Raw genomic sequence first — 13,534 nt, forward strand, 5'->3', positions numbered from 1 at the left:
ATGAAAGGGCCAGACGAACATATCGAACCAAAACAGGAAGCACCTGAAACCAAGCCCGAGGTGGTGATCCATGCCAAAAGCATCAAAAAATCCTTCGGTAAAAAGCAGGTGCTTAAAAATATCAGTTTCGATTTAAAGAGGGGGGAGAACATTGTGGTGTTGGGAAAATCAGGACAGGGAAAATCAGTAACCATTCAATGTGTTGTGGGTATGTTACAGCCCGATGCCGGTACGCTGGAAGTTTTTGGTGAGGATGTTACCGCCATGAGCGATGATGATCTTAAACAGCTTAGAATGAAGATAGGCTTCCTTTTCCAGGGAGGTGCGCTATATGATTCGATGACGGTGAGGGAAAATCTTGAATTTCCGTTAACGAGGGTTTTAAAGCTAAAGGATAAAAAGGAGATAGATAAAAAAGTAGAAGGTGTATTGGATGCGGTTGGTTTGCTGGATGCGATTGATAAAATGCCATCTTATTTATCAGGTGGGATGCGTAAAAGGGTAGGTCTGGCCCGTACGCTCATAGTTAACCCGGAGATCATGTTGTACGATGAGCCAACTACAGGCTTGGATCCCATCACCTCACGCGAGATCAGCGAACTCATCAACCGCCTGCAACGCAAATACGAAATATCATCCATCATCATTACCCACGATATGGAATGCGCCCGCATCACTGCCGACCGCATCCTGGTAATGGACGAGGGCGGGTATATAGCCGAAGGTTCATACAAAGAACTCGAAAAATCAGACAATGAAATGGTCAGATCATTTTTTAACCAACCATCATGAAAACCACATCATCCCAAAAAATAAAGATAGGCCTGTTCACCTTTTTAGGGTTGGCAGTGCTGTTGGTAGGTATATTTTTAATAGGCAATCAAAAAAGTCTGTTTAATTCAACGTTCTACGTGTATGGCCGGTTTAAAAATGTAAGCGGTTTGCAGGTGGGTAATAATGTGCGTTTCGCGGGGATTAATGTGGGTGTGGTACAATCTATCAACATTGTAACTGATAGCTCGGTACGGGTTGACTTGACCCTTAATAAAAGCGTTAAAAAATTCATCAAGAAAGATGCTAAGCTAAGCATTGGCAGTGATGGTTTGATGGGAGATAAGCTTGTTGTAATTGCACCGGGAGGCATTGTAAGCCATGAAGAGATTGAAGATGGAGGAAGGTTAAGTTCGATAAACCCGGTTGATGTAGATAAAATCATCAATAAACTAACCCGGGTTGCCGATAATGCCGAAGCATTAACTACCAGTCTTAACGGGATAGTTGGTAAGATAAATAACGGTAAAGGCAGCATAGGCCGACTGCTTAACGATGATAAAATGGCCCGCGACCTTGAAGGTACCGTACAACAGGCCCGTAGTACCATAAAAAATGTTCATAGAACTACCAATACGCTAAATGAAGACTTAACCGCCGCGCAGCATAACTTTTTGTTGAGAGGTTTCTTTAATAAGAAAAAAAAGATGGAGCAAAAACGGCAGGATAGCATTAAGAAAGCTCAGGAGAAAATTCAGGAAGATAAAGAGAAGGCTGCTAAAGAGGTACAAAAGCAAAAAGAAAAAGCCGCTAAAGAAGCGGCTGATAAGCAGAAGGATAATAATTAATTTTGTCATTTCGACGAACAAGTAAGGGGCATTGTGAAGAGGCCGTGAGGAGAAATCTTGTACGCCCTGCTTTAACAAAACCATAGCCGCTTTGCGGGGCGTACAATATTTCTCTTTCGCCCCTACGCCCGCTTCCTTCGCTGCTCTATCGAAATGACAAATTTATTTTATAATTATTTGATTGTTAATTAGTTATTTAATTAACCTTCTCCAACATCGCCGCCCAACCCCCGCCCGAAGCCAGTTTAATATTCAATTTATCTTTTGAAGTAAGATTAACCACAGTACGTTTATAATCAGTACCATCCCTGTCTGCATTCAAACCATCTTCAAAAATCACCGCTTTATAAATACCCTCACCTAAAAACGAAAGATCAATAGTCATTTCCCGTGCATCCCAATTGGTCATCGCGCCAATGTGCCACGTGGAACCTTTTCGGCGGGCAAGGGCTACGTACTCGCCAACTTTTCCGCTAATGGCTACGGTTTCGTCAAAAGTTGTGGGCACAGCGGCTATAAAATCTGTGCTTTCCTGTTCTTTTTGATAGGTTGTGGGATTATCGGCCATCATTTGCAGCGGAGCCTCAAATATGGTGTACATGGCGAGCTGGTGGCAGCGGGTTCCCTGGCTCATGGGGTTACCATTTACCGGGCGGAAGTTGGCTTTGCTGGCATTGCGCATAGCACCGGGCGTATAATCCATGGGTCCGGATAACATGCGGATAAATGGGATGCTTACATCATAACCGGGATGATCTTTAACTCCCCATTTTACATTCTCTAAACCTTTAACTCCTTCAAAGTTAAGGATGTTTGGAAAAATACGTTGGATTCCGCTCGGCTTGTACATGCCGTGATAATCAACAATTAAATGATGATCGGCGGCTTTTTGGGCGATATCATATAATGATGAAACCATTTTCTGATCATCGCGATCAATAAAATCTATCTTAAAACCTTTAATGCCCATTGCCGAGAATTTTGCCATTGCCGCGTCGGTTTGGCGGGTGAGGGCATACCAGCTTGTCCATAAAATAAGGCCTACGTTTTTCTGGTTGGCATAAGCTATCAGCTCGGAAAGATTGATATCCGGAGAGATCTGGTTCAGATCAACAATGTTCGACCAGCCTTCATCTAACACCACATATTCCACTTTATTGGCCGACGCAAAATCTATATAGTATTTATAAGTAGGGTTATTGATACCCGCCTTAAAATCAACGTGGGTAATATTCCAATCGTTCCACCAGTCCCAGGCCACTTTGCCTGGTTTGATCCATGACAGATCTTTAACCCTGGATGGTTCGGCTATTTTTTGAACCATATCATTGTTAGCCAGTTGTTTATCATCTGTACTGATAACCACAACCCGCCATGGGAAACTACGTGTGCCTTTTGTTTTGGCAATATAATCGGTCCGGCCATTAACCACATAGTTCATATTGGCGTACCCTCCGGTGGTTTCTACGGCGGGGTATTTGGCAAATGCACCCTGCAAACTGTGGCCGTTGCCGGTTAAGTACATTCCCGGATAGTCCTGCAGATCGGCCTCGAGAATCGCCGCTTTTTTACCCTCGCCTACGTCAACCAAGACCGGTAAAAATGCCAGGCTATCTTTAGTTACTTCGGATAGTTTAAGGTTACCGTACAAAGCCTCGAAGGATGTTGTCCATTTATCTTTATTGCGATAATCATTTACAAATGGGAGCCAGGCTTTATCATCGGCCTTAAAATTAAAACCGGCCTCTTCGTTCATAATGGTGATGTCATTCTTTTTTTGAGTAGTGAAGTGATAGGCCACACCGTCATTATAAGCCCTGAATATTAACCCATAATCTCCTTTAAAACTGATGGTTAACTGATTGTATTGGTCATGAACCTTATCTTTTTTATAAATAGGGGTGTTGAAGTATTCATCTTTTGACGAGATTTTTGTGCTTTTTACAACAGGTGATTTGCCCAGTACTTCCCCATTTTGAAGTGTTAGGGAGATAGCCGATGGTGTGATGATGTCAGTACTTTCGTGCTTCACCGACCATTGAATATTATTGCCGGTTGTTATGCTCAAGTCAACCTTACCATCTGGCGATTTTACGTGATAGTTTTTTGACGTTTGTGCTATCGATATAGACGCTGAAAAGCACACAAAAAATGCGGAAAGCAAAATTTTATTCATTGAAGATGGGAATTACCGGGTTTAACGATGGTTTATCGTTAACTAAACTAAGTAATAATCAGCTCAATGAATGATGGTTTTATGACGATTTGTAGTGAGATATAAACGCCCCTTATGTCATTGCGAGGGGGGACGTCGAAGCAATCGCACGGAAGCATAACCGCCCTGTATAGTATGCGGTTGCCGCGCTGCGCTCGCAATGACACGTTTGATATCTTGCTCTTAACATATTCGATTGGAACCAAATGTTGTTTGTGGTAATCTTGGCTTACAACGAAACCTTCAATCCTCCAAACACCCTAAATCCATTCCTATACGCCCCATTCATCTGAGTTTTATCAATCTCGCCACTCGTAAGATAAAGCTCATCGGTACCATTACCGGTTTGCCAGTGCAAATAACCTGCACCTGCTTGTAACCCAATATTTTTAGTGATATCATAAACAAACCGTCCTGCCAAATTAAGCCCGTAACCATTGGCATGATGCCTGTAGCTAACCGGGTGCTGAAAGGTAGTGATCAGGTTCCAGTTGCCCTGAGCGTTGTAACTTACCTGGTTATAGGTAACATCAGCATTAAAATGTAATTGCTCAATAAGTTTTAATGAGGCTATGGCTTTGATAAAAACGCCTTTCCAAATAGTTGAGTAACTGCTGTTTAAATCCGGAAAGCGATTGGCACTGCCGTATAAAAATAATGATTGGCGGTTATCGCTATAACCAGCGTAGGGGGTAAAGCTAAATAAATTGTTGTTGATCAGTTTGTAACCTGCACCTACAGCCCATCCTTGTGTATGGCCCTTTCCGGCATCAAAAGTTTCGTTATAGGTGTTACTGGTACGGTTATCACCGCTGTAATCCGAATCATTTACTGTACCCGATGTGATGAACTGCCGGGTATAATCGGCATAAAAAACAAATTTTTGGTACACGTTCCATTGTAGGGAAGCGGCTGCGTTTTGCCCGCCCAGTTTTGTCCATTTTAATTCAGAAAAAATGTTTGGATTTTGCCCGCTGTTGTTACCGGCTATCGACCAGTGAAAAATTTCGCGCTGATAGCCATCGGTAACATCGATCTGAACTTTATGATCTGCCGATTGTGCAAACAGCCGCGCAGCCGGTATCGTCAGTAAAAAGCAAAAGCCAATAAATTTTTTCATAAGTAGGTGTAAAAAGGAAGCCTGCCCTTGCAACAAGAGCAGGCTAAATATATCATTTTAAATTATTGGTTAATACCAAACGCTTCCCAGCCCGATGCTGTAGCACGGGTGCAGGTCATGGGTTGTGTACCGTTTTCGCTTGAGATGAATTTGCCGTTATTGCCCCTGAAGGTTACTTTACCATCGGTTGTAGGCACCCAGTCAAATTTTTCCCAATCGCTTATTGTGGTACGGTTACAGGTAATGGCTTGTGTACCATTTTCTGACGATACGTATTTGTTCATACTGCGTAAAGCCACTTTGCCGCCGCCTGCATCAACAATGGTAAACTGCTCCCAGGCCGAAGCTGTAGGACGGTTACAGTTCATGGCTTGTGTACCATTTTCGCCACTAACGTATTGATTATTGAAACCTTTTAAGGTAACGGTTTGACCGATAGGAGGGTTGCTTGGATTGCTGGTACCCGATAGGTCATACACCCTTACGTAATCAACTACCATGTTGCAAGGCAGTGCTGCATCATTAATGGTATTACCAGGCAAATCGCCACCGATGGCCAGGTTAAGAATAATGAAGAACGGATTATGGAACGCTCCGGTGTTATTGATGTTGTTGGCAATGTTGCCGGTTACATACAAGGTATTATCTACATACCAGCGGATAGAGTTAGCATCCCATTCAACGGCATAAGTATGGAAGGCAGTGGGAGTAGTGGTAGTGCTGCCGCCATATTGCACGTGGCCATTGCTATTCCAGTGCATAGTACCCAGAATGGTGTTAGAAGTATTTGTTTGCTCCATAATATCGATCTCACCGCACTGTGGCCAGCCTACCGAACCAATGTTGGCACCTAACATCCAGAAAGCAGGCCAGGTACCCTGCACCGCAGGCAGTTTAATACTGGCTTCAATACGACCTGATGTTGGCTGATACTTACCGGCAGTAGTCAATTTGGCCGATGTATAAGGCTGACCTCCGACTGATTGCTTGCGCGCGGTAATAGTTAGGAAACCGCCCGATACCGTGGCATTTGCCGCCTGGTAGTATTCTTTTTCGTTATTAACGTTGGGGTTACCTACGTCAATATTCCAGTTGGCGGTGTTAACGCTTGTACCGTTAAACTCATCGCTCCAGAGTAATGTACCAGCCCTTGGCGTGGTGCTTGAACCGGAAGCAACTGCATCAGTTTTAATGGAAGGTGATGGTTTGTTGAGGTCTTTACTACATGATGAAAAAAGAAGCAGCAGGGAGGATGCCGCGATGGCAACCTTTGCGATAGTTAAAAGTTGTTTCATAATAGTGTTATTTGGTAAATAAATAATTGGTTTTCAGGTGTTATTGGTTTACGCCAAAAGCTTCCCAGCCCGATGGGGTTGCCCGGGTACAGGTCATGGCCTGGGTGCCGTTCTCGCTTGAGATGTATTTGCCGTTATTGCCGCGTAAAGTCACTTTACCATCAGTGGTGGGGATCCAGTCAAATTTTTCCCAGTCGCCGGCGGTAGCGCGGCTACAGGTGATGGCTTGCGTGCCGTTTTCTGAAGAAACATATTTATTCATGCTCCTTAATGAGATCTTACCGGCACCGGCATCAACCACGGTAAATTGTTCCCATGCCGATGTGGTAGCTCGGTTACAATTCATGGCCTGAGTGCCGTTTTCGCCGCTTACGTATTGATTATTAAATCCTTTAAGGGTGATAACAGAGCCGATAGGTGCGCCGGTTCCTGTTCCACCACCGGTTGATTGTGTGCCTGTCCATTTAAAGGTTACTACAGCGCCCGCAGCAAGGGTATAGGTGAATGATTCCGCACCCCATTTTACTTTAAAAGTGCTGCTTGATGAGCCGTTATTTAACGCGATAAGCACTTTACTGCCATCAGAGTTTTTAAACGCCACGTTTTGAATACTTCCCGAAATATTTGAAGAGATCCGCACAGCTCCAGGCCTCACAAATTTTGAAGCATGGCCAATAATGTAATAGCCCACGTTACGGGTAATAGAAGTACCACTAACTGTAATACCGCCTAAGCAGGTGCTGCAACCGCCGTTGGTATGCGGATTATTGTTAGGATCGGCAGCAAGGTTCCACTCCAATACGTTACGGCTCCAGTTACGGGTAGCGCCGATGATGAGCGTGCCTACATGCCATGACAGATCTCCGCCGAAGTTGCTTGGCGCGCCCACCCATTGCTCGGTAAAGTAAACGTTTTTGCTCGGGTAAGCGGTGTGTACATCACTTAACTTATCAATAGTACCCGAATAAAGGTGAAAGGCCGAGCCGTCTACATAAGGATTGGCACCGCCATCGGCCAGTACGGTTTCAGGATAATCGATCCTATCGGTGTTATGATCATAGGCGATGATCTTGGTTTGAAAACCAGCCGCCCTTAACTGCGGACCGAGGTTATTTTTAATAAAGTTGGCCTGTTCGTTAGGTTGCATCACCATACTTGGGTTATTGTATGGGTTAAGTGGTTCGTTTTGAGGAGTTACGGCATCAATGGTTATGCCTTGCGCCTGCATGGCCTGTAGGTATTTTACAAAATAGCGGGCATAGGCATCATAGTAACCTGCTGCGGTATTGAGACTACCGCCGGTGTAACCATTATTACCCGTGGTGTTCACCTTCATCCAGGTAGGGGCCGTCCATGGGGTGGCCAGTATTTTTATAGATGGATTAATGGCGATGATCTTTTTCAATATCGGCAGCAGATCCTGGTTTTCGGCACTGATGCTGAAGTTGTTCATGTTAAAGTCGCCCGAAGTTTGGTTGTAGGTAAAATCATTGGCGCTGAGGTCGGAAGCACCGATGCTGATGCGCACATAACTGATCCCGATCTGGTTGGTGCCGGTACCAAAAAGCTCGTTCAATACACTGGTTTGGTTACTGCCCAGGCCGTTAAGCAAGCCCGCACTGCCACCGGTTAAGGTAAAACCAAAGCCATCAATACCTTGAAAAGTTTGGTTTTCATCCACAGTTACCGTAGTGGCGTTGGTACCTGCATCTGCAGCGAAGTTGAAACTGGTTTGCGGCTGAAGCAGGTTTGACTTGTCGCCGGTAGTTAACCAGGCGTTTACCACTTCGTTAGCAGCTCGGGCTACGGTTCCGCCCGATTTTTGGTCAGGGGCCTCGCCGCCTTGGCTTACATTCTTTTTACAGGAATAGAAAAACAAAGCCGACAGCATGATAGCGGCCGCCAGCCATTTGGTTTTGTAATTGATTTTCATTTGGTTGTTATTTAGTTGATTGATTTGATGCGCAAAAAATTATAGCATAGGTCACCTGCCCACAATTAAAAACATGTTTTAATGTATTTAACTGTAGCTTAATTACACCCGTTAGCAAGGGAATTGGATCACACCCAAACGAGATGGTTTTTCAGCAGGTTAGTTTATTTATAGTTTAATATTGGTTATCACAAATCTACATCAATTTAAACGTAACAAACAAAATAAATGTTCATAAATAATTGATTTATAGTGTATTATGTAGAATTTAATACGCTTCCATCACAGGCCATAAAAACCAAAAAACAGGTTTAAATAAAGTGTGTAGCGTTTTTGTTGCAATTAAATTTTTTTACTGATACGCTTACTTCGCAATTAATTGTAAGTAAAAAAAGTTATAAAATATAGTTGCGGGGATAGGTGTATGGGGTACACGAAGAGAACCGTTGATTGTTTTTTTGATTACGTTGATTTCGCTGATGTCTGAACCGGGATTTGGGGAGTATTTGATTTTTGTCTGAACTCGAATTTGGGGGAATTATAAGAATTTTTTGAATTTGCTTAGCATTCTGTTTATTCCTTAATTCCCCCAAATTCGAGTTCAGACAACTTTTGCGTTAGGGATAGGAGCGGATACCGGCCTGCGCGTAATGCCTGCAGGCGTATGAGCGTATAGCCCGCCCGTTAATTAACGGGAACGCCCATATCATTACCGAAAAATCAATTCGTGAAATTCGTTTAAATATTATCCGCCAGCTCAGACATTCGTGCTATTATCAATCACCAACTTACTCCATCCCTTATCCCCAGCGTTTTTAATTTCTTTTTTACGCAGCTCCATCACCTTTTTAATACGCGAACTATAAGCCCAGCAGGTACTTTGGCGGATGGATAGTATTTCAGAAAGTTTATGCGATGAGATCTTGCCTTTGGTTGAGTACATCAGGAAGATCATGTAAAACGCTTTGTTGATAGGGATCCGGGTGTTTTGCAAAATGGTATAAGCGATCACCGATTCCTCATACCCGCATTTTGAACACCGGCGACTGTAGGGGAGGTGCCCGCTGCCATAGTGGGTATTGCTGCATTTGCGGCAGGCATAGCCATGTTCCCATTTCAGGTCGGACAAGAATTTGAAGCAGGTTTCTCTGTCGGGATAAATACGGCTAAACTCTTCAAAATCGACCTCCGTAAGCATCACCCTGTCGTGGGTTACTTTTTCGATATCGTTGTGAAGGATGATGTTATCTTTTTCCAGCAGTACATTCATGCGCGAGATCTCTTCGGCTTGCTGTTGTAGCAGTTCGTTAACCGATTTTAGTTCTTCGTTTTGCTCGGCTATCATGGTCGATTTTTCAACCAGTTCGCGGGTGCGTTCCTGTACCTGGACTTCGAGGCTACGGTTTAGGGTATCTTTTAGTTCCTCGTTCTGTTTCATTTGCTCTATGGTGCTGAGCTGCGCGTCGTCTTTTTCTTTTTTAAGGATGCGCACCTTATCGCCAATGGCGAAAGAGATGAATAGCATTTCCATAATAAAGCATAGGCTAAGGCTATAGTAATCAAACTCGGTAACGGGCAGCCACCAAATGTTTAGCGCTATACAGGTTTTAATTACAAAACCGGTGAGCAAAAAACTATAGCCGATAACAAAAAAGCGGGCCGGTTTATAACCTTTTATCAGCACATAGCAACCGGCGTAAAAAGAGATACAGAGTGGCAAAAACTCGATGATCTTGTAGTTGAACCAGGCCATATTGGTAAGGCAGGCCAGGAAATAAACACACCTGAAAACGATAACGCCCTGAATTACTTTGTTAAGCCGCGGCGCGTTCACTTTTAAATTGAGCAGTTTTTGCGCAAACAGGATAGCGAAAATACTCGCTGCAAAAAGGGCTATGCCATAGGCATAGTTATTAAAACCCGGATTATTTGGCCAGATGTATTGATAGGCAATGCCATCCACACACATCTCGTACAAACCGATGCTGAGGTTGTAAATGATGTAATACAGGTACTGCACCTGACGCATGGCAATGAACATCATGAAATTATAGAGGCCAAAAACCAGGATCATGCCGTAAAACACGCCGAAAAAGAAATACTCATCCAACGCGTAACCAATAAAACGGCTCACGGTGCGCATCACCATAATTACGTTTACCGAGTGGTTGGCTTTTACGCGGATATAATACACATCATCGGGTCCGTGGTTGCTGTTAATGTTAACGCTGAAATTTTTATGGCGATAAAAGCGGTCGGCAAAGGGATGGTTGCTGCCAAATGAGGCGGCTTTATAAGTTTCGCCAAATGGCGAATAGACCGTAATACTATCGATGGTTTGATCAAAAAACTCGAGAATCCAATTGTTATTGGTAGGATTAGCCTTGCCAATTTTAATGCGATACCAATAAGCCGAATTGTTATGGCGTGTTACAGGGGTAGGTTCGTGGTTGGGTTGAAATTTGCCGGCTATATAGATTGCATGAATACCATCCAGACCGAGTTTGCTTGTGGTATCTTCAAAATAAACAATCTGCTTATATTCAAAAATGCGCTGGTTTACATTGTCGTTTATTTGTACGGTAGTTTGAGCTTTTATACCTGTTGCGGGGCATAAAAAGAGGGTAACAACAACTACAAGATACCTTAGTACAAGTTTAAACATAGGCTCGGCAGGTGGATGTTTTTCGCACCTGCAATGATGGTTTCATTGCAGGCGCGAAAGAAATGGTTGTTTGGTTAGCGTCAGGCCGGATACAATTATAATATATTTATTTTTCTATTCCTATTAAAAGTATGTTATACAGTTATTTAAAATGCTAATTTATAGTAAGTTTTGGTTAAAATACGGTTATTTCCATACGTAAGTGGCCACCGCACCACCAGCTAAAGTACTGTTAGCCGATTTTCCATCTATCTTAAAATTAAAGGTTTGCTGACTTCCGCTTGAGTTTAGTACAATGAGCACCTTACTGCCATCGGTATTTTTAAAGGCCACGTTAGGCAATGTGCTAACCGCGGTAGATGAAATCCGAACCGCACCCGGACGTACAAATTTGGATGCATGTGCTATAATGTAATAAGATACATTGCGTGTAACATCCGATGCTGAATTGATAGTTAAAGCCCCTTTACATACATCGCAGCCACCATCGGTATGCGGACCGTAGTTAGGATCGGTAGCGAGGTTCCATTCCAGTACATTGCGGCACCAGTTGCGGGTTGCACCTACAATAAGGTTGGTAACGTGCCAGTTTAAATCGCCGCCGAAGCCGCCATTTGCCGGGGTATATTGTTCGGTGAAGTACAGGTTTTTAGCAGGATAGGCATCATGTACAGCTTGAAGCGCATTGATATCACCGTTATACAGGTGAAATGCCGAACCATCAACATAAGCGCTGGCCGATGCGTTTTTAAAAATATCCAGCGGATATTGAGTGTTATCAGCATTATGATCCCAAACAATAATTTTGGTATTTAAGCCGGCAGTTTTAAAAGCAGCACCAAGATTCTGAACAAAATTGGCCTGATCGGCAGATTCCATGTACATGGCCGGGTTGTTATAAGCATTAAGCGGCTCATTTTGCGGGGTAACTGCATCAATGGTAATACCTTCGGCTTTCATGGCCTGGATGTATTTTACAAAGTATTTGGCGTAAGCATCGTAGTAAGCAGGGTTAAGGGTACCGCCTTTAAAGCCGTTAAAGCCAAGGGTGTTAAGCTTCATCCAGGTAGGGGCCGTCCATGGGCTGCCTAATATTTTAATGTTTGGATTAATGGCGAGGATCTTTTTAAGGATAGGAAGTAGGTCTGTTTTTTCTACATCGATAGAAAAGTTTTTCAGGTCGACATCTGTTTGGCCTGGTAAAACTTCATCATAGGTATAATCAGTAGCGCTCAAGTCAGACGCGCCGATGCTGATGCGGAGGTAGCTGATACCGATATGGTTATCATCGGTAGAAAAAAGGTCTTTTAACAGATCATCTTTCTTCTGCGCCGACATGGCATTAATAACGCTGGCGCTGCCACCGGTAAGGCAAAAACCAAAACCATCAATAGTTTGGTAGGTGGTACCGGCATCAACGTTAATAGTTGTACCGGTACCGGCAGCTGTGCTGAAATTAATAGGGGTAGTTTGTTTAGTGAAAGCAACGCTTTGATCGGCAGTGGTAAGCCACATGGCCACATCGCTTGTGGTTGGCGTTACCGGCGGATCGACTGGTTTGGTTGGCGTTGTTGGGTTAGTGGGTGTAGCGGTTGATTTTTTACCGCAGGCCTGCCCGCTAAAAACTCCTAATGTAATACATGTTGCCAACAGCGCGTGCGTAAAATTCTTTTTCATGATGGGGTATAAAAGCCGCTAAACTTATGACGGTTTAAAAGCCTTATTTTTGTTAAAATTTGGTTTATTTGATAGCTTAACATCACTAATATATAAAGCGGTTACGGCTATAACAAGTGTGTTTTTGTGGTGTAACAGTATCAAAACCCATGTTTTGGTAAATTATGATACGCTTCAATACCAAACTAAACGGAGGCCATTAAGCCGAAAAACCCTTAAGCCCATGAAAAACGAACAATACAATAGCAGGCTAAAAAAAATGATATTTTTTTTCATCGCGCTGCTTTTTGCGGGTCGATACCCTGCTTTTGCCCAAAATATTAAAGTGGCGGCGGCTGCCAACCTGCAACCGGTGATGGAAGTTTTACAGAAAGATTTTAAGCAGAAAACAGGTATCGGCATTGATCCGGTTATCGGTTCATCGGGCAAGCTGGTAGCGCAGATCAGTAACGGCGCACCCTTCGATGTGTTTTTGTCTGCCGATATGGATTTCCCGGAAACGCTTTTTAAAAATGGTTTCGCCAAACAAAAGCCTGTGGTCTATGCCTCGGGTAGCCTGATCATTTGCAGCACACAAAATATAGGTTTTGATAACTGGGAGAGACTGCTGTTAAGCGCCCGGATAAAAAAGGTAGCCATCGCCAACCCGGCCATCGCGCCTTATGGTAAAGCCGCCGAACAATCATTAACCGATAAAGGCATCCTGGACGATGTAAAACCAAAAACCGTTTATGGCGAAAGCATTTCGCAGGTAAACACCTACATCACTACAGGGGTGGTTGATGTTGGTTTTACCACGCAATCGCTGGTTAAGGAGGTGGGCAATAAATCGCCCTTGTACTATAAAGTTATCGACCCTAAAACATACGAACCTATTTTACAAGGTATGGTGATACTGAAACACGGCGCCACCAACGCCGATGCCGAAAAATTTTACAAGTACATACTAAGCCCGGCAGCAAAAACTATTTTTAAAGCTTACGGCTACCGCATACAATAATTAGTATTTT

9 protein-coding genes are annotated in these 13,534 nt (G+C 43.5%); 3 read left to right on the forward strand and 6 right to left on the reverse strand.

The genetic code is table 11. The features are described from left to right. Positions 1 to 792, forward strand: a complete 792-nt coding sequence (locus tag AAFN85_RS00430) for an ATP-binding cassette domain-containing protein (protein ID WP_347524828.1) — start codon at positions 1 to 3, stop codon at positions 790 to 792. Continuing rightward, positions 789 to 1,619 carry an MlaD family protein gene (locus tag AAFN85_RS00435; RefSeq protein WP_347524830.1) on the forward strand — a complete coding sequence of 277 codons (831 nt, stop codon included), beginning with the start codon at positions 789 to 791 and terminating at the stop codon, positions 1,617 to 1,619. The genes AAFN85_RS00430 and AAFN85_RS00435 overlap by 4 nt, the downstream gene beginning before the upstream one ends. 196 nt (positions 1,620 to 1,815) lie before the next feature. On the opposite strand, the gene AAFN85_RS00440 is transcribed toward AAFN85_RS00435, so the two are convergent. The 6 genes from AAFN85_RS00440 to AAFN85_RS00465 form a co-directional block, all read right to left on the reverse strand. Further along, positions 1,816 to 3,795 (reverse strand): glycoside hydrolase family 97 protein, encoded by a 1,980-nt coding sequence (locus tag AAFN85_RS00440; RefSeq protein WP_347524832.1) that lies wholly within the window; start codon positions 3,793 to 3,795, stop codon positions 1,816 to 1,818. Positions 3,796 to 4,063: 268 nt separating this feature from the next. Beyond that, on the reverse strand, positions 4,064 to 4,954 hold the full coding sequence (locus AAFN85_RS00445) for a hypothetical protein (protein ID WP_347524834.1): 891 nt from the start codon (positions 4,952 to 4,954) through the stop codon (positions 4,064 to 4,066). 62 nt (positions 4,955 to 5,016) lie between these two features. Next, on the reverse strand, positions 5,017 to 6,249 hold the full coding sequence (locus AAFN85_RS00450) for a family 16 glycosylhydrolase (protein ID WP_347524836.1): 1,233 nt from the start codon (positions 6,247 to 6,249) through the stop codon (positions 5,017 to 5,019). A gap of 40 nt (positions 6,250 to 6,289) precedes the next feature. Beyond that, positions 6,290 to 8,182, reverse strand: a complete 1,893-nt coding sequence (locus tag AAFN85_RS00455; RefSeq protein ID WP_347524838.1) for a glycoside hydrolase family 30 beta sandwich domain-containing protein — start codon at positions 8,180 to 8,182, stop codon at positions 6,290 to 6,292. A gap of 757 nt (positions 8,183 to 8,939) precedes the next feature. Further along, on the reverse strand, positions 8,940 to 10,847 hold the full coding sequence (locus tag AAFN85_RS00460) for a 7TM diverse intracellular signaling domain-containing protein (protein WP_347524840.1): 1,908 nt from the start codon (positions 10,845 to 10,847) through the stop codon (positions 8,940 to 8,942). A gap of 186 nt (positions 10,848 to 11,033) precedes the next feature. After that, positions 11,034 to 12,524, reverse strand: a complete 1,491-nt coding sequence (locus AAFN85_RS00465) for a glycoside hydrolase family 30 beta sandwich domain-containing protein (RefSeq protein WP_347524842.1) — start codon at positions 12,522 to 12,524, stop codon at positions 11,034 to 11,036. Between the two features lie 223 nt (positions 12,525 to 12,747). Between AAFN85_RS00465 and modA the strand changes: the two genes are divergently transcribed. Beyond that, positions 12,748 to 13,524 carry a molybdate ABC transporter substrate-binding protein gene (gene modA / locus AAFN85_RS00470; protein WP_347524844.1) on the forward strand — a complete coding sequence of 259 codons (777 nt, stop codon included), beginning with the start codon at positions 12,748 to 12,750 and terminating at the stop codon, positions 13,522 to 13,524. Positions 13,525 to 13,534 lie beyond the last annotated feature (10 nt).

The organism is Mucilaginibacter sp. CAU 1740, from assembly GCF_039839285.1.
Taxonomy (GTDB): domain Bacteria; phylum Bacteroidota; class Bacteroidia; order Sphingobacteriales; family Sphingobacteriaceae; genus Mucilaginibacter.

Coding starts and splice junctions, on each gene's coding strand:
- AAFN85_RS00450 (WP_347524836.1), bottom strand. CDS start 6,249: ATGAAACAACTTTTAACTATCGCAAAGGTTGCCATCGCGGCATCCTCC.
- AAFN85_RS00455 (WP_347524838.1), bottom strand. CDS start 8,182: ATGAAAATCAATTACAAAACCAAATGGCTGGCGGCCGCTATCATGCTG.
- AAFN85_RS00435 (WP_347524830.1), top strand. CDS start 789: ATGAAAACCACATCATCCCAAAAAATAAAGATAGGCCTGTTCACCTTT.
- AAFN85_RS00460 (WP_347524840.1), bottom strand. CDS start 10,847: ATGTTTAAACTTGTACTAAGGTATCTTGTAGTTGTTGTTACCCTCTTT.
- AAFN85_RS00440 (WP_347524832.1), bottom strand. CDS start 3,795: ATGAATAAAATTTTGCTTTCCGCATTTTTTGTGTGCTTTTCAGCGTCT.
- AAFN85_RS00430 (WP_347524828.1), top strand. CDS start 1: ATGAAAGGGCCAGACGAACATATCGAACCAAAACAGGAAGCACCTGAA.
- modA (WP_347524844.1), top strand. CDS start 12,748: ATGAAAAACGAACAATACAATAGCAGGCTAAAAAAAATGATATTTTTT.
- AAFN85_RS00465 (WP_347524842.1), bottom strand. CDS start 12,524: ATGAAAAAGAATTTTACGCACGCGCTGTTGGCAACATGTATTACATTA.
- AAFN85_RS00445 (WP_347524834.1), bottom strand. CDS start 4,954: ATGAAAAAATTTATTGGCTTTTGCTTTTTACTGACGATACCGGCTGCG.